This window comes from Leucobacter alluvii (assembly GCF_039530485.1).
GTDB lineage: Bacteria > Actinomycetota > Actinomycetes > Actinomycetales > Microbacteriaceae > Leucobacter > Leucobacter alluvii.
This window is the reverse complement of record NZ_BAAAOP010000012.1, coordinates 614,420-630,271: the sequence shown is the minus strand read 5'-3', so window position 1 is coordinate 630,271 and position 15,852 is coordinate 614,420. Positions and strand designations below refer to the sequence as shown.

The window sequence follows — 15,852 nt, the reverse complement described above, 5'->3', positions numbered from 1 at the left end:
TCCGCCGGGACGGTGCCGATCGTGAGGGAGAACATGACCCCAGTCAACCGGCAACCACCGACATTCATGATCGCCCGAGCCCGAGCCCGAGCTCGAGCCCGAGCCCGAGCCCGAGCCCGATCGCAAGCACAAGCCCGGGCGCGATCATCGTGCACACCGTGAAGCCCTCCGCCCGTGCAGGTGCGCAGGTGCCGCGGCTCCGCTGGTGCGCGATGATGGATGCACCCCGTTCGACCACCGAGGAGCCAGCCGATGACCGCACTCATCGCGGGATACGCCCGCACCCCGTTCACTCGTTTCACCGGACAGCTCGCCGCGCAGCCGGCTACCGTGCTGGGCGCCCACGCCGTGCGCGCGGCACTCGCCCGTGCAGGCGTTGCCCCCGCTGACGTGGACGCGGTCGTGGTCGGCCAGGTGCTGCAGGCGGGCGCCGGCCAGAACCCGGCCCGTCAGACGGCGGTGGGCGCGGGGATCCCCCTCGAAGTGCCTGCCGTAACGCTCAACGCCGTGTGCCTCTCCGGCGCCGAGGCCGTCTCTCAGGCGGTGCGCCTCATCAACAGCGGTGAGGCGGAGATCGTCGTCGCAGCCGGCCAGGAATCGATGTCGCTCGCCCCGCACGTGCTGCCGTTGCGCGCTGGCACGAAGTACGGCGACGCGGCACTCGTCGACACGGTCGACCGGGACGGTCTGTCAGACGCATTCGACCAGGTTGCCATGGGCGCGCTCACTGAGACCGGCAATACGCCGCTCGGGCTGACCCGTGAGGAGCAGGACGCGTTCGCGGCGGCCTCCCACCAGCGCGCCGCAGCCTCGGCCGAATTCCTCGCCGGCGAGATCGAACCGTTCACGGTGACGTCGCGTCGGGGCGAAACGGTGGTCTCGAGCGACGACGGCGTGCGTGCGGAGACCACCGCGGAAGCACTGGCGGGTCTGCGGCCGGCCTTCTCGAAGGAGGGCACCATCACTGCGGGCAACGCCTCGCAGATCACCGACGGCGCTGCGGCGCTCGTGATCGTGAGCGAGGCGGCCGCGGAGCGACTCGGCCTCGCGCCGTTCGCCCGCGTCGAGGCGACCGCATTCGTCGCCGGCCCCGACACGCAGCTCCATTCGCAGCCCGCGCGGGCGATCACGGCTGCACTCGCGAAGACCGGCGCAATCGCCGTCGCCGACCTCTCAGCGGTCGAGATCAACGAGGCATTCGCGGCGGTCGGCGTGCAGTCGGGCCGCGAGCTCGGCCTCGATCCGAGCATCGTCAACCGGCATGGTGGAGCGATCGCTCTCGGTCACCCGATCGGGGCCTCCGGCGCTCGCATCGTCGGCACGCTCGCGCGGCAGCTCGCCGAGCAGGGTGTCGGATCCCTCGGAGCCATCGGCATCTGCGGCGGCGGCGGGCAGGGCAGCGCCATCGTGCTCCGCGCCGTCTAGCGATCGCCCCTGCGCTGCCGATACACTCGCCGCTATGGGACTGCAGCACGCAGCCATCGGCATCGATGTCGGTGGTACGGGTATCAAGGGCGCCGCGATCGATGTGACGACCGGCGAGAAGATCAGCACTCGGCACAAGGTCGCGACCCCCGCAGGCGGTGCGCCGGCTGATATCGCTCGCGAGGTAGGGTCGATGGCCGCTGCGATTCGGGCTGAGCTCGCTGCCGCCGGGTTCGACAGCAGCGCGAACCTCCCCGTCGGAGTCACGCTCCCGGGAGTGGTGCGCGACGGCGTGATGCGCACCGCCGCGAACATCGACCTCAGCTGGATCGGCACCGACGCGCACGCGCTGCTCTCGGCGGCGGTCGCGGCGCCGTGCACCGTCGTGAACGATGCGGATGCAGCTGGCATCGCCGAGGTCGCGTTCGGCGAGGTCAGCGGGCTTCCCGGCGTGACGCTCGTGCTCACCTTCGGAACAGGGATCGGTTCGGCGCTCGTCGCCGACGGCGTGCTCGTACCGAACTTCGAGCTCGGGCATCTGGAGCTCGACGGGTTCACCTCGATCGAACGCCACACGGCTGCGAAGGTGATCGAGCGCGAAGGCATCACGCTCGACGAGTGGGCGTCGCGCGTCTCCCGGTACATCGGTTACCTCGAGAAGATTCTGAACCCCGACCGATTCGTACTCGGCGGCAGCATCAGCAAGGCATCCGACAGTTTTCTTCCATTCGCGGGTGTCACGGTGCCGGTCGTTCCGGCGCGACTGCGCAACAACGCCGGCATCATCGGCGCCGCCCGGCTCGCAGCGGAGGCGATCGATCCCGAATCGAGCAATTCCGCGCCCTGAACGCAACGCCTGAGCGCCCCGAGTACTCCGCACCTGGGAGAATGGACGGGCGCGAGCAAGATGGAGGCGAGTATGGCGGAAGCGGTCGGAGACGGTGAGTCCTCTCGACCCGATCGCCGTACGCCGCCCACCGCCGTGATCAAAGCGGTGCGCAGTCTCGTCGAGATGCCCGCCGGCCCGGGCCCGAGACTCTGGATCGCGCTGCGAGCGGCGCTCTCCATCGGCGTGCCGTTCGGCGTGCTGACCGCACTGGGATACGAAGGCATCGGGTTGCAGACCGCTGCCGGAGCCTTCGTCGCACTCTTCGCCGCCAGCCTCGCCGCCGCGGAGCGGGCCAAGGTGCTGCCGTTCGTGGCACTCGCCCTCATCGGCTCTGCCGCGCTCGGCGCGGTGCTGTCGCCGTGGCCGGTGCTGCTGGGCATCGGGCTCGTGGTCGTCGCCGGCGCGACTGCGGCGCTGTCGTTCGCCTTCCGGCTCGGCCCGCCCGGTCCGGTGTTCTTCGTGCTGAGCTACGGGCTGGCAGGCAACATCACCGCAGTGGTCGATGGCGAACGACTGAACTCCCCGCTCATACTCATCGCGGCGCTCGCGGGCGGTGCGCTGTTCTCGTACCTGCTGGCCCTCGCGCCGTTGCTCCGAGACGCCGAGCGGGCGAAACCGGTGCGGCCCCTCGGCGAGCTGCTGCCCGGGCCCTGGTTGGGACCGGGCGAGCGCCGGCTGATCCTGCGCATTCTGATCGTCGCCGTCGTCGGCACGGTCGTCACGATGCTCTGGATCGATCCCCATCGCGCCTATTGGACGGTCTCCGCGGGTGTCGCCGTCATCGGCCTGAGTGCGGTGCGCCGACACTCGCTCGCCCGCGGGCTGCATCGCACCGTCGGCACCCTCGTCGGCGCGGTGCTCTACCTCGCGATCGCCCCGCTCGGGGCCTTCCCCCTCGCGCTCGTGCTGCTACTCACCGGGCTGCAGTTCATCATCGAGCTCGTGGTGGTGCGCAATTACGCTCTTGCCCTCGTCTTCATCACGCCGCTCGTGCTCCTCCTCACGGGGGCAGCAGCCGGCGGAGGCGATCTCATGGGCGCTGCGACCGAGCGCGTGCTCGACACGCTCATCGGTTCGGTGATCGCGGTGGTCACGGCGCTGCTGCACCGGCGAGTGGTGAAGGATCGGCCGGAGTGACCGTGCGTCAGCCACTCGGGCGTGCGACGCGACGCACCGAGTCGTGTCACACGAAGCGGTACGTGGCGTAGCGCACAGCGCTCGCCGTGCGCTGGGCGACGGCGAGGTACAGCGATCGTTCGAGGTGCGCGAGCGCCGGTGCCGAGGTCTCGATCGTGACCACGGTGCGGAAATAGTACTCGGAGGGGTCGACCGTCTCGCCCTTGAGCAACGATTCGAGCACGTGCGGTTCTCCGCTGCGCACCCCCGACGCCTGCAGGTAGAGCAGCTCGCCGTCGGCGGTGCGCGCCGAGTAGCGGCCGTCGATCTCGATCGAGCCGTCGGTCCGCACGATCTGCCAGTCCGCGCCGCCCGGCAGGATCTCGGCCTTCACGTCCCCGGAGATGCTGCCCCCGAGAATCGGGATGACTCTGCGGTGGCCCGCTCGGGTCCGACCGTGATCCTCGATCGCACCGAGCTCGACGGAGACGTCGAACACGTGCTCGAGGCCGGGAGCCGGAAGCGCAGATTCCGACGGGCGCGCTGCGGGAGGGGTCATGAGGTGCTCCGTTCTTCGGTGGCGCGGGGGAGACTCGGATCGTGTGCGCTGAGGAGCGCGCCGAGCAGCCGTTCGAGTGCGGGCAGTGCAGCGGCGATCGAGGTCAGGTCGTCGCCGGCGAGCGTTTCGAGTGATTCCCCGAGAATGCGGGTGCTCGCACGGTCGTAGGCGGTGAAGAGCGCCCTGGCTCGTTCCGAGGTCGTCACCAGTACGCGTCGGCCGTCGGCCTCGTCCGGTCGGCGCTCGACGAGCCCGGCTCGCTGCATCGAGGCGAGCAGGTTGCTCACCGTGGAGCGGTCGAGGTGGAGCGCCTCAGCGAGATCGCTGGGCGCGAGAGCCGTGCCGGAGGGGAGTGCGCGGATGATCTGAATCTGAGAATCGGGAATCTCTGGAAGATCCCCGGCGGCCCGCGCGGCGCTGAGCAGCGCACGCCGCAGGGGCGAGATGACGCCGGCGAGGCGGGCGGAGTCGGCGATGCCGGTCATCGGTCAGCGTTCGACGGACAGCGAAGCGCGCGCGTTCAGCATCTCCGGGTGGAACCCTGCGGCTTGCTTGTAGGCGGTCGCGACATCCGCCAGCTCGGCCTCGGGAATCACGTCGTGGATGTACGAGAAGCCCTCAGGCGCACGCTCCGCGGCGAGCACCATCACCTTCTCGGGGCCGGCCTGGCGCGTCTGCTCGAGCAGTGCAGCGGTGGCCGGTCGGCGATCGGCTTCGTACGCGCGGAGGCCGTCCCGCGGGGTGGGGGCGTGGGCGAGGTGGAATGCCAGCGTGCGGGCGTCGAGGGTCGCTTGCGATCCGCCGTTCGAGCCGTTGGGGTACATCGCATGCGCGGCATCTCCGAGGAGCGTGGTGCGCCCGAACGTCCACTGCGGGAGCGCGTCGCGATCCACCATCGGATATTCGAGGATCTCGTCGGCGCTCGCGATGAGGCCGGGAATGTCGATCCAGTCGAACGCCCACTTGCGGAAGAGTTCGACGATGGGCTTCGGGTCGATGGGGTGGTTCCAGTCCACCTGGCCGGATCCTGCTCCCCGCTGCTCAGCGATGAAGTTGATGGGCATGCGCCCGTCGTCTCCGACCGGGCCGAGGGGGTACGCGACGAACTTCTGCTCGCCGTCGCCCACCATCACCATCGTGCTGCCGTCGAGGAACGGTTCGGCGTACGCGACACCGCGCCAGAGGGTGAGCCCGTTGGAGGGGGGAGCTCCCTCTTCCGGGTAGCGCTCTGCGCGCACAGCCGAGTGGATGCCGTCGGCGGCGATCACGATGTCAGCCGACACGGTGACCTCGCCGGCCTCCGTCGTGAATCGCGCCAGATCCTGCTCCTCCCCGTGTTCCACGGAGACGACCCGGTGCCCGGTGCGGATGATGTCGCCGACGCGCTGCTCGACGAGGTCGCGGAGCGCGATCTGCAGCCGCCCCCGATGCACGGAGAGCTGGGGCCAGGCGTACCCTGCGGCGGTGCCGCGAGGCTCACTCCAGATGGGCTGACCGTGGCGGTTGTAGTAGGCGAGCGTGCTCGGCTCGACCCCGAGTGCGGCGATGTCGTCGACGATGCCGAGCTCGGTGAGCTCGCGGACCGCGTGAGGCAGCAGGTTGATGCCGACGCCGAGGCCGCGGATCTCCTCGGATCGCTCGTAGACTTCGATGTGCTCGAAGCCGGCGGCGTGCAGGCTGAGTGCGCTGAGGAGGCCGCCGATGCCGGCGCCGATGATGACGATCTTCATTGATCACTCCAGTTCATGGGAGGTCCCCAAGTAGTTTTGCGGCAAAACTAACACGGGAGAGTGCGGTGCGCAAGCGCATCGCACGCTCCCGTGCTCGGCGGAGAGCGGCGGGCCGGAAGCGGCCGGCCGGATCAGACCAGACGGGTCTTCGGCGACACCTCGTACGTGTCCTCGGCGTCGCGATTGGGAATGTCGCCGAGCGCATCGTCGATGGCTGCGAGCGTGTCGGCGTCGAGCACGACTCCTGACGCCTTCACCGTGTCGGCGAGCTGCTCGGGGCGCGAGGCCCCCACGAGGGCCGCGGCCACGTTCGGATTCTGCAGCACCCAGGCGATCGCGAGCTGCGGCATGGTGAGCCCGGCCTGCTCGGCGATCGGCTTCAGGCCCTGCACGGCTTCGAGGATCCGGTCGTCCAAGAACTTCCGCATGAACTCCGCACCGCTCTTGCCGTCGGTCGCGCGCGAACCCGAGGGCACCGGCTGTCCGGGAAGGTACTTGCCCGAGAGCACGCCCTGCGCCATGGGCGACCAGACGATCTGCGAGATGCCGAGCTCCTCGGATGCCGGAACGACCTTCCCCTCGATCACGCGGTGCAGCATCGAGTACTGCGGCTGGTTCGAGATGAGCTGCACGCCGAATTCGCGCGCGAGCTGGTGCCCCTCGCGCAGCTGCTCGGCGGTCCATTCCGAGACGCCGATGTAGAGCGCCTTGCCCTGCCGTACGACGTCGGCGAACGCCTGGAACGTCTCTTCGAGCGGCGTCTCGTAGTCGAAGCGGTGAGCCTGGTACAGGTCAACGTAATCGGTGCCGAGGCGGCGGAGCGAGCCGTTGATCGATTCGAGGATGTGCTTGCGGCTCAGCCCGGTGTCGTTCGGCCCCTTCTGGCCGGTCGGGAAGTACACCTTCGTGAAGATCTCGAGACCCTCGCGTCGCTGCCCCTCCAGTGCGCGCCCGAGCACGGCCTCGGCCGCGGTGTTCGCGTACGTGTCGGCGGTGTCGAACGTGGTGATGCCGGCGTCGAGCGCCGCGTGCACCGTCTTGATCGCCGCGTCGTCGGCGACCTGAGACGCGTGCGTCACCCAGTTGCCGAACGTGATTTCCGAGACCTTGAAGCCGCTGTTTCCGAGATACCGATAGTTGACCATTGCCTCAGCCTATGCCCGCTCGGCGTGCGCGGGCAGTGAGTCGGATGAATGTGCGGTGCGGGCCGCGCGGGTGCCGCTCGGGCTCAGTTCAGCGCGCCGTCGTTCGTCGTCGACGTGCGCTCGAGCAGTCGGTCGGGCAGCACGTGGATGAGCGGCGCGAGGAGTCGGTAGCGCCAATCGGAGATCAGGATGCTCCGGCCGCGTCGAACTGCGGAGAGTCCCTCCTGCGCGACGCGGGCGGTGCTCGCCCAGGCGATCCGTGGGAGGCGGGGCAGGTGATCCTCTCCCATCCGCGCATGGAATTCGGTGTCGAGCAGGCCCGGGCAGAGAGCGGTCACGCGCACGCCGCGACGGCGGTAGCGCGCGTTGAGGGAGCGCGAGAGCGACACGATCGCCGCCTTCGCGGCTCCGTAGGTGCCCGTCGGCGTGAATGCGGCGACGCTGGCGACGTTCAGGATCCAGCCGTAGCCCCGGTCGAGCATTCCCGGGACGGCGGCGTGCGACAGGTGGAGCGGCACCCATGACAGCAGTTCGTGCAGCCTCCGCTCGTCGTCGAGTTCGCTCGTCTCGAAGCCGTCGGCAACACCGAATCCCGCGTTGTTCACGAGGATGTCGACGGGACGATCCCGCGCGCTGAGTCGGCCCGCCACCCGCTCCAGGTCGGGAGCGCGGGTGAGGTCGGCTGGCAGCGCGGAGGCGTCGATGCCGTGGCGATCCCGCAGCTCGGCGGCCAGGATCTCGAGCCGTTCGCGGTCGCGTGCGACGAGCACGAGGTCGACGCCCGCGGCGGCGAGCTGCCGGGCGAACTCGGCTCCGAGTCCTGTCGATGCGCCGGTGATCAGTGCGGTAAGAGGCATCGGCCCAGTCTGCCAGCACGCGGTGCGGACGACCAGGGGTGTGCCCCACCGCCGCAATCGGGTAGTGTGTTCGCATGACGAACTATACTTCGCTGTGCGAAATGACGCGTTCATGATCGACAAGACGGTGCCGGATCCCGCGGCCGCGGTGGCGGGCATTCACGACGGCGCTACGGTGATGATCGGCGGATTCGGCAGAGCCGGGCAGCCCATCGAGTTGATCGACGCACTCATCGCCCACGGCGCGAGCGACCTCACGATCGTGAACAACAACGCGGGAAACGGTGACGACGGCCTCGCCGCGCTGCTCGCCGAGCGTCGCGTACGCAAGATCATCTGCTCGTTCCCCCGACAAGCGGATTCCTGGGTGTTCGACGGGCTCTATCGCGCAGGCGCAATCGAGTTCGAACTGGTGCCGCAGGGCAACCTCGCGGAGCGGATCCGCGCGGCCGGCGCCGGCATCGGCGCCTTCTACACCCCCACGGGCGTCGGCACGGAACTCGCGGCAGGCAAGGAGATCCGCGAGATCGCTGGGCGAGCATACGCGCTCGAGTACCCGATTCGCGCCGACTTCGCGCTGATCAGTGGGTGGAACGCCGATCGCTGGGGCAACCTCGTCTATCGCGAGACCGCGCGCAATTTCGGTCCGATCATGGCGGCGGCCGCGCAGACGACGATCGCGCAAGTCGACACGGTGGTCCCGCTCGGCGATATCGATCCGGAGGTCGTGGTGACTCCCGGCATCTACGTGGATCGCGTGGTCGCCGTCGGCGAGCGCCGTTGGCTGCGCGACGGCGTCTTCGTGGGAGGCGTGGACCTCGCAGGAGCGCCGGTGCAGACCGAGGGGGACGTCGCATGAGCACCCGCATCACCCGCGAGGAGCTCGCGGCACGCATCGCAGCCGACATCGCCGAGGGGTCCGTCGTCAACCTCGGCATCGGTGCGCCGACTCTGGTCGCCGACTACCTGCCGGACGACGCCGAGATCATCCTGCACACCGAGAACGGCATGCTCGGCATGGGTCGAGCACCTGCCGCCGGACGCGTCGATCCCGATCTCATCAACGCGGGCAAGCAGGCGGTGACCGCCGTCGCCGGCGCCGCCTACTTCCACCACGCGGACTCCTTCGGCATGATGCGCGGGGGTCACCTCGACGTGTGCGTGCTCGGGGCGTTCCAGGTCGCCTCCAACGGGGATCTCGCCAATTGGTCGACCGGTGCTCCCGGGGCGATTCCGGCTGTCGGCGGGGCGATGGATCTCGCGATCGGGGCGAAGCACGTGTACGTGATGACCGACCTGCTGACGAAGCAGGGGGCGTCGAAACTCGTCGCGGCCTGCTCGTATCCGTTGACCGGCACCGCGTGCGTCTCGCGGGTCTACACCGATCACGCCGTTTTCGAGGTGACCGAGGACGGGTTCACCGTGCGCGAGCTGTTCGGCGACAACTCGATACCGATGCTCGAGGCGGCCACGGGCCTGCGCCTCACGGATGCGACCGCGGAGGGACGATCATGACCGGAGCATTCATCTACGATGCGGTGCGCACGCCGTTCGGCCGCGCCGGAGGAGCTCTCTCCGGAGTGCGCCCCGACGACCTCGCTGCCGCCGTGATGCGGGCGAGTGCGGAGCGCACCGGCATCGACCCCGGGCGCATCGACGATGTGATCTTCGGCGATGCGAATCAGGCGGGCGAAGACAATCGCAACGTCGCGCGCTTCGGCGCCCTGCTCGCAGGCTTCCCCACCACCGTCACGGGAACGACCGTCAATCGGCTCTGCGCATCGTCGGTCGAAGCGGTGATCCAGGCCGCGCGAGCGGTCGAATCCGGCGACGCTCAGATCGTGCTGGCCGGCGGCGTCGAATCGATGAGCCGGGCTCCCTTCGTCGTTGAGAAGTCGGCGAAGCCGTGGCCGTCGGTCGGCAACCAGACGATGTGGAACACGTCCATCGGGTGGCGCATGGTGAACCCGGCGTTCCCCGCGCCGTGGAGCATCTCGAACGGCGAGTCCGCCGAGAGGATCGCACGCGAGTGGAACATTTCGCGCGAGCAGCAGGACGCGTTCGCGGTGCGCTCGCATCAGCGGGCGGCGGCGGCGTGGGCGGACGGAGTGTTCGACGACGAGATCGTGCAGGTGCCGGGAGCGGAGCTCGCTCGAGACGAGGGGATACGCGACGGTTCGACCGTCGAGAAGCTCGCCGCCCTACGACCGCTGTTCGCGGCCGACGGGACCGTCACCGCGGGGAACGCCTCGTCGATCAACGACGGCGCATCGGCGGTCCTCATCGGCGGCGAGGGGGCGATCGCCGCAGAGCCGCTCGCCCGCATCACGGGGCGCGCGACGCACGGCGTGGATCCCGACCTCTTCCCCATCGCCCCGATCGAGGCGGCGAATCGGGCGCTCGCGCGATCCGGGCGCAGCTGGGCCGACGTCGACTTCGTCGAACTGAACGAAGCCTTCGCGTCGCAGTCGCTCGCCTGCCTGGCCGGGTGGCCGGAGCTCGACCCGGAACGGTTGAACGTGCACGGTGGCGCGCTGGCGATCGGGCACCCGCTCGGAGCATCGGGGGGGCGCATCATCGGGCGGGCGGCTCACGGGTTGCGGCGTCTCGGCGGGGGCGTCGCCGTGGTCGCGATCTGCATCGGAGTGGGGCAGGGGCTCGCCGTCGTGCTCGAACGATGACACGTGCGGAGGCCACCGGGTCGGGCCGGTAAGGTGGGCGCGTGAATGCGCATTCAGAACCCGCGGGCGAGGCGGCGAGCGGCGACTTCGTGCAGTCGCTCGCGCGCGGGCTCGCCGTGATCCGGGCCTTCGACGCGGAGCATCCGGAGCTCAGCCTCAGCGACGTTTCACGGCGGGCCGGAATTCCTGCGGCGGCTGCGCGGCGGTTTCTGCGCACGCTCGAGACGCTCGGGTACGTGCGGTCGGACGGACGCGCCTTCGCCCTGACCCCGCGAGTGCTCGAACTGGGGTTCAGCTACCTCTCCGCCCTTTCGCTTCCCGAGGTGATGCAGCCGCACCTCGAGCGGCTCTCACGTGAGACCGGCGAATCGGTGTCGGCCGCGGTGCTCGCGGGCAGCGACATCGTCTACGTCGCCCGGGTGCCGACGCGGCGCATCATGACCGTCGGCATCACCATCGGCACCAGCTTCCCCGCCTACGCGACGAGCATGGGGCGGGTACTGCTCGCGGCGTTGCCCGAATCGGAAGCCGAGGCCGTGCTCGCGCATGCTCCGACGCCCGCGCTCACGCAACGGACCCTCACCGACCCCGAGCGGCTCCGCGCTGAACTCCAGCGCGTGCGCGAGCAGGGGTGGGCGATCGTCGACGGCGAGCTCGAGGTGGGGCTGCGATCTGCGGCCGCCCCGGTGCGTCGCCGCGACGGGTCCGTCGCCGCGGCGGTGAACGTGTCGACGAGTGCGAGCAGAGACTCGCTCGCTCGGCTCCGCGAGGAGCATGTTCCGCGTCTGCTGGAGACGACCGCCGCGATTGCGGAGGATCTGCGGCACGTGTAACCGCCGGCGCTCAGCGCCCGCGCCCGCGTCGCATCGCCTGGAGTGCTCCGCACGACCACAGGGCCCAGAGCACGAGGAGCGGTTGGAACACCAGCCGGATCCCGCGCGCGGCATCGCTGTCGAGCCCGAACGCGTCTGAGCGGGTCACGAACTGCGAGATGTTGCCGGGGAACACTGCGATGAAGAACCCCGCGATCACCCAGCCGATCGGCACCCGCAGCCTGCCGAGCACGGCGACCGCGCCGCCCAGGCTGATCTCGACGATGCCGGAGGCCACGACCACGAAATCCTTGTCTGCGGGCACCCAATCGGGCACCTGCGCTTGGAAATCGCGGCGTGCGAACGTGAGGTGAGCGATCCCTGCGAACAGGAGCGCGAGCCCCAGAAGCACCCGAGCGACATGCTGCAGGGGCGTCGCCCGGGGTGGTGCGGTGGTGATCAGTGCGCTCATGCGTGGCCTCCCGGCGGGTGATGGATGGGGCCAGCGTACGCCTCTTCTTGACACGGAGCCGCCGCGGCGTACCATGTACGTAACGGTTAGTACATTATCCGGCAACGCTGACGACACAGAGGAGTGACGTGCATCACGATTCCCCGATCCTCGCGGGTCTGATCGGCTCCGGCACTGCCCCGTCGTTGACGCCGGCACTGCACATGGAGGAGGGGCGCCGCCAAGGCCTGACGTACGTCTACCGGCCGATCGATCTCACCGCGCTGCACCTGAATGCCGACGATCTGCCGAGCGTGCTCCAGTGGGCCGAACGCCTCGGGTTCACTGCCGTGAACGTCACCCACCCCTGCAAACAGGCGGTGATCCCGCTCCTCGATCGGATCGATCCTGTCGCCGCACGTGTGGGGGCCGTCAACACGGTGCGATTCGGGCCTGACGGCCGCACAGGGTTCAACACGGACACGACAGGCTACGAGCGCGCCTTCCGCGCTGCCGTCCCGACCGTCCGGCTCGGTCACGTGACGCAGATCGGCGCGGGCGGGGCAGGGGCAGCCGTGGGAGACGCGCTCCTGCGCCTCGGCGCGCAGCGGCTCACGATCGTCGACGTTGACTCGTCGCGTGCGGCCGAACTGACCGACGCATTGGCCGGACGTCACGGCGCCGACGTCGTCGCGGCCGGCGTCGATGCGCTCCCCGAACTCTTGGCGGCCTGCGACGGCGTCGTGCAGTGCACTCCGATCGGGATGGCCCACCATCCTGGCGCCCCATTCGATCTCGGACTGCTCCGCCCGGAGCTCTGGGTGTCCGATGTGATCTATCGCCCGATCGAGACCCCGCTGCTGCGCCGCGCGAGGCAGATCGGATGCGCCACGCTCGACGGCAGCGGCATGGCCGTCTTCCAAGCCGTCGACGCCTTCCGGATCATCACGGGTCATGCCGCCGATGCCGGCCGCATGACTCGCCATTTCCAATCCCTGATCGCAGCAGAATGATCGACCCATGAACAGGAGAACCACGCACATGTCAACGCAGACACGAGCGGATGTGCCGCAGAAGACACCGGTGAGAGCCGCGCTCGCGAGCTTCATGGGAAGCGCCGTCGAGTACTACGACTTCTTCATCTTCGGAACGGCCTCGGCGCTCATCTTTCCGCACATCTTCTTCCCAGACGGCGATCAGGCCGCACTGGTGATGTCGCTCGCGACCTTCGGGTTCGCCTACATCGCCCGCCCGTTCGGCGCCGTGATCCTCGGCCACTTCGGCGACCGCATCGGTCGGCAGCGGGTGCTGATGTTCACGCTCGTTCTCATGGGGGCGGCCACCTTCGTGATCGGTTGCCTCCCGACGTTCGCGCAGATCGGGTGGGCGGCACCGATCCTGCTGGTCTTCTGCCGGCTTCTGCAGGGGCTCTCAGCGGCGGGAGAGCAAGCCGGTGCGTCGTCGATGTCGCTCGAGCATGCGCCCGATCACCGCAGGTCGTTCTTCACCTCGTGGACCCTCACCGGTACCCAAGGGGGCCAGATCCTGGCCGCACTCGTCTTCCTGCCGGTGACCATGCTGCCCGACGACGATCCGTTCAAGTACGAGTGGGCCTGGCGCATCCCGTTCTGGTTGAGTGCCGTGGTGGTCGTCGTCACCTTCTACATCCGACGCACGCTGCACGAGACGCCGACGTTCGAGGAGGCGAAGGCGCAGGGCGAGATCGCGAAGATTCCGCTGATGCCGTTGCTCCGCGATCACTGGCGCGATGTGCTCCGCGTCGTCCTCTGCGCCTTCATCGCGGCCGTCTCCACGGTCTTCGGAAACCTGGCCATCGCCTACGGAGTCGAAGTGGGCCTCGCGCAGAACATCACGCTCTGGCTCGTGGTCGTTGCGAACGTCGTCGCGCTCGGAACGCAACCGCTCTTCGCGATGCTCGCCGACAGGGTCGGCAGGAAGCCCGTCTTCATCTACGGTGCGATCTCGTCAGCCGTGTTCATGCCCTTCTACATGCTCTCGATGAGCAGCGACAACATCGTGCTCACCTTCGCGCTCGCGATTCTGACGTTCTCCTGCGGCTACGCGGCGGCGAATGCCGTCTGGCCATCGTTCTACGGCGAGATGTTCTCCGCCCGCGTGCGGTTCTCGGGTCTTGCGATCGGAACGCAGCTCGGCTTCCTCATGGCCGGATTCGCGCCGTCGATCGTCGCGGCGCTCGGAGGCGTGCAGGAGGGCGGCTGGGTCGTCATCTCCATCTTCACCGGCGTGATCTGCCTCATCGTCGTGCTCGCCGCGCTGACCGCTCGAGAGACGAAAGACGTTCCGACGGACACGCTCGGCATTCGGGTGCCGGTCGAGCAGGGGCGATAGGAAGCATGGGTATGCGGACCTCAATCGCCACCGTCTGCCTCTCCGGGCAGCTCACCGAGAAGTTGCACGCCTGCGCAGAGGCTGGTTTCGACGGGGTCGAGATCATGGATGCCGACCTCGTCGCAGCGCCCGAATCGCCCGAGGAGATCAGGGCACTGTGCGCGAGGCTCGGCTTGCGCATCGACATGTTCCAGCCCTTCCGCGATGCCGAGGGCGTGCTCGACAGCGACTTCGCCGAGGTGCTCAGTCGCGCGGAAGCGAAATTCGACGTGATGGAACGGCTCGGCACAGACCTGATGCTGCTCTGCAGCAATGTCGCCACCGCAACGATCGGGGATGACGAGACGCTGGTCAGGCAGCTGGGACAGTTCGCCGACCGCGCTGCGGCCCGCGGCATCCGAATCGCTTATGAAGCGCTTGCCTGGGGCCGCTTCGTGCAGGACTACCGGCATGCCTGGAATCTCGTGCGGCGAGCCGATCGTCCGAACCTCGGCGTATGTCTCGACAGCTTTCACATTCTGTCGCTCGGTCTCGATCCTTCGGGCATCGAGCAGATCGACGCCGAGAAGATCTTCTTCCTGCAACTCGCTGACGCACCGGACCTGGATCTCGATGTGCTCTCCTGGAGCCGGCACCATCGACTCTTCCCCGGTGAAGGCAGCTTCGAGTTGCCGGCGTTTCTCTCGCACGTGCTGCGCGCCGGGTACTCGGGACCGCTCTCACTGGAAGTGTTCAATGACACGTTCCGGCAGACGGACGCACGGGAGACGGCGGATCACGCGCTTCGTTCGCTCCGGTGGCTCGCCGACCAGACGGCCGCCGCCAACGGGTGGTCGGAGGACCGCCTCCAGGCCCCGCAGGTTCCGCGCGGAGTGGACTTCGTCGAGGTCGCGGGCGAAGATCTGACGGAACTCGACCAGTTGCTCGACCAGTTGGGGTTCATCTTCGGCGGGCGGCACCGGAGCAAGCCGGTCAGGCTGTGGAGCAGGGGTTCGGCACGAGTGATCTTGAACGAGCAAGCTCGTGAGTCGCAGCCTCGAGTGGCGAGCGTCGGAATGCTCGTGGATGACACCGAGGCTGCGATGCATCGCGCGCTCGGCATCGGCGCGGACGAGGTGTTCCGCAGAACGTTCGCAGGAGAGCAGCGACTGCGAGGCGTCGCATCGCCGGACGGCACGCAGGTGTTCTGGAGCGACCGCCCGCCGTCGGCGTCCTGGATCCAGGAGTTCGCAGGCGGTGAGACCGAACACGCGGGCGCTGCTGCTGGCGGCGCGGTCGACCACATCAATCTCGGCTACTCGTGGGAGCGCTTCGACGCGGCCGTACTGTTCCACACGAGCGTGCTCGGGCTCGAATCCGAATCCACCGCGGAGCTGCCCGGGCCGAGGGGCCTCGTGCGGAGCACGGTGATGCGCACTCCAGACGGCGCGGTGCAGCTGGCCCTGAACCTTGCGCCTCCGAGCGCGCCAGCGCTCGCCCGTCACGTGGCGATCCGCGTCGATGACGTGACGGACGTGGCGCGCCTCGCCCGGGACCGGGGGCTCAGCCTGCTGCGCATTCCGCAGAACTACTACGACGACCTCGGCGCACGTTTCGATATCGACCCCGCGGAGCTCGCCGAGTTGCGAGAACTCGGCCTCCTCTACGATCGCGACGAGCACGGCGCGTTCGTCCACTTCTACACGCCGACCTTCGGCGGAGTGTTCTTCGAAATGGTCGAGCGTCGCGGCGGATACGTCGGGTTCGGCGCCGCGAGCACCCCGGTGCGGCTGAATGCTCAGCAGTGACGCCTGTCCCGAGGTGCTGCCCGCCCTCAT

17 protein-coding genes are annotated in these 15,852 nt (G+C 68.8%); 10 read left to right on the top strand and 7 right to left on the bottom strand.

The features are described from left to right. Positions 1 to 64: 64 nt before the first annotated feature. Positions 65 to 238, bottom strand: a complete 174-nt coding sequence (locus ABFX18_RS14170) for a hypothetical protein (protein WP_346058681.1) — start codon at positions 236 to 238, stop codon at positions 65 to 67. A gap of 14 nt (positions 239 to 252) precedes the next feature. On the opposite strand from ABFX18_RS14170, the gene ABFX18_RS14165 reads away from it, so the two are divergent. The 3 genes from ABFX18_RS14165 to ABFX18_RS14155 all read left to right on the top strand — a co-directional run bounded on the left by ABFX18_RS14165 (position 253) and on the right by ABFX18_RS14155 (position 3,451). After that, positions 253 to 1,425, top strand: a complete 1,173-nt coding sequence (locus tag ABFX18_RS14165) for an acetyl-CoA C-acyltransferase (protein WP_346058680.1) — start codon at positions 253 to 255, stop codon at positions 1,423 to 1,425. Positions 1,426 to 1,459: 34 nt separating this feature from the next. Beyond that, positions 1,460 to 2,272 (top strand): polyphosphate--glucose phosphotransferase, encoded by an 813-nt coding sequence (gene ppgK / locus ABFX18_RS14160; RefSeq protein WP_200330428.1) that lies wholly within the window; start codon positions 1,460 to 1,462, stop codon positions 2,270 to 2,272. 72 nt (positions 2,273 to 2,344) lie between these two features. After that, entirely contained in the window at positions 2,345 to 3,451 is a 1,107-nt protein-coding gene (locus tag ABFX18_RS14155; protein WP_090146259.1) for an FUSC family protein, read from the top strand. Positions 3,452 to 3,497: 46 nt separating this feature from the next. On the opposite strand, the gene ABFX18_RS14150 is transcribed toward ABFX18_RS14155, so the two are convergent. The 5 genes from ABFX18_RS14150 to ABFX18_RS14130 form a co-directional block, all read right to left on the bottom strand. Beyond that, positions 3,498 to 3,989 carry a DUF3237 domain-containing protein gene (locus ABFX18_RS14150; protein ID WP_090146261.1) on the bottom strand — a complete coding sequence of 164 codons (492 nt, stop codon included), beginning with the start codon at positions 3,987 to 3,989 and terminating at the stop codon, positions 3,498 to 3,500. Beyond that, positions 3,986 to 4,474, bottom strand: a complete 489-nt coding sequence (locus ABFX18_RS14145) for a MarR family winged helix-turn-helix transcriptional regulator (protein ID WP_346058679.1) — start codon at positions 4,472 to 4,474, stop codon at positions 3,986 to 3,988. Before ABFX18_RS14145 ends, ABFX18_RS14150 begins: the two co-directional genes overlap by 4 nt. A gap of 3 nt (positions 4,475 to 4,477) precedes the next feature. Further along, a complete protein-coding gene (locus ABFX18_RS14140; RefSeq protein ID WP_346058678.1) occupies positions 4,478 to 5,719 on the bottom strand; it encodes a flavin-dependent oxidoreductase in 1,242 nt (413 codons plus the stop codon). A 131-nt stretch (positions 5,720 to 5,850) separates the two neighbouring features. Continuing rightward, positions 5,851 to 6,864 (bottom strand): aldo/keto reductase family protein, encoded by a 1,014-nt coding sequence (locus ABFX18_RS14135; protein WP_200330422.1) that lies wholly within the window; start codon positions 6,862 to 6,864, stop codon positions 5,851 to 5,853. An 83-nt stretch (positions 6,865 to 6,947) separates the two neighbouring features. Then, positions 6,948 to 7,721 (bottom strand): SDR family NAD(P)-dependent oxidoreductase, encoded by a 774-nt coding sequence (locus ABFX18_RS14130; RefSeq protein ID WP_346058677.1) that lies wholly within the window; start codon positions 7,719 to 7,721, stop codon positions 6,948 to 6,950. 112 nt (positions 7,722 to 7,833) lie between these two features. Between ABFX18_RS14130 and ABFX18_RS14125 the strand changes: the two genes are divergently transcribed. Genes ABFX18_RS14125 through ABFX18_RS14110 form a run of 4 tightly spaced genes read left to right on the top strand, consistent with a single transcriptional unit; the run spans position 7,834 to position 11,235 of the window. After that, positions 7,834 to 8,580, top strand: coding sequence for a 3-oxoacid CoA-transferase subunit A (locus ABFX18_RS14125; protein ID WP_346058676.1), 747 nt, complete (start codon positions 7,834 to 7,836; stop codon positions 8,578 to 8,580). Next, on the top strand, positions 8,577 to 9,236 hold the full coding sequence (locus ABFX18_RS14120; RefSeq protein WP_346058675.1) for a 3-oxoacid CoA-transferase subunit B: 660 nt from the start codon (positions 8,577 to 8,579) through the stop codon (positions 9,234 to 9,236). The genes ABFX18_RS14125 and ABFX18_RS14120 overlap by 4 nt, the downstream gene beginning before the upstream one ends. Beyond that, entirely contained in the window at positions 9,233 to 10,402 is a 1,170-nt protein-coding gene (locus ABFX18_RS14115; RefSeq protein WP_346058674.1) for a thiolase family protein, read from the top strand. The genes ABFX18_RS14120 and ABFX18_RS14115 overlap by 4 nt, the downstream gene beginning before the upstream one ends. Positions 10,403 to 10,443: 41 nt before the next feature. Continuing rightward, positions 10,444 to 11,235, top strand: coding sequence for an IclR family transcriptional regulator domain-containing protein (locus tag ABFX18_RS14110; protein ID WP_346058673.1), 792 nt, complete (start codon positions 10,444 to 10,446; stop codon positions 11,233 to 11,235). A gap of 10 nt (positions 11,236 to 11,245) precedes the next feature. Here ABFX18_RS14110 and ABFX18_RS14105 read toward each other — a convergent pair whose 3' ends face one another. Next, the gene (locus tag ABFX18_RS14105) at positions 11,246 to 11,686 is read right to left on the bottom strand and encodes a DoxX family protein (RefSeq protein WP_090146281.1); all 441 of its coding nucleotides are present in this window, start codon (positions 11,684 to 11,686) and stop codon (positions 11,246 to 11,248) included. 128 nt (positions 11,687 to 11,814) lie between these two features. On the opposite strand from ABFX18_RS14105, the gene ABFX18_RS14100 reads away from it, so the two are divergent. The 3 genes from ABFX18_RS14100 to ABFX18_RS14090 are packed head-to-tail and all read left to right on the top strand — an operon-like array spanning position 11,815 to position 15,822. Further along, the gene (locus ABFX18_RS14100; protein ID WP_346058672.1) at positions 11,815 to 12,678 is read left to right on the top strand and encodes a shikimate dehydrogenase; all 864 of its coding nucleotides are present in this window, start codon (positions 11,815 to 11,817) and stop codon (positions 12,676 to 12,678) included. A 28-nt stretch (positions 12,679 to 12,706) separates the two neighbouring features. Next, positions 12,707 to 14,035, top strand: coding sequence for an MFS transporter (locus tag ABFX18_RS14095; protein WP_090146286.1), 1,329 nt, complete (start codon positions 12,707 to 12,709; stop codon positions 14,033 to 14,035). An 11-nt stretch (positions 14,036 to 14,046) separates the two neighbouring features. After that, positions 14,047 to 15,822 (top strand): bifunctional sugar phosphate isomerase/epimerase/4-hydroxyphenylpyruvate dioxygenase family protein, encoded by a 1,776-nt coding sequence (locus ABFX18_RS14090; RefSeq protein WP_346058671.1) that lies wholly within the window; start codon positions 14,047 to 14,049, stop codon positions 15,820 to 15,822. Positions 15,823 to 15,852 lie beyond the last annotated feature (30 nt).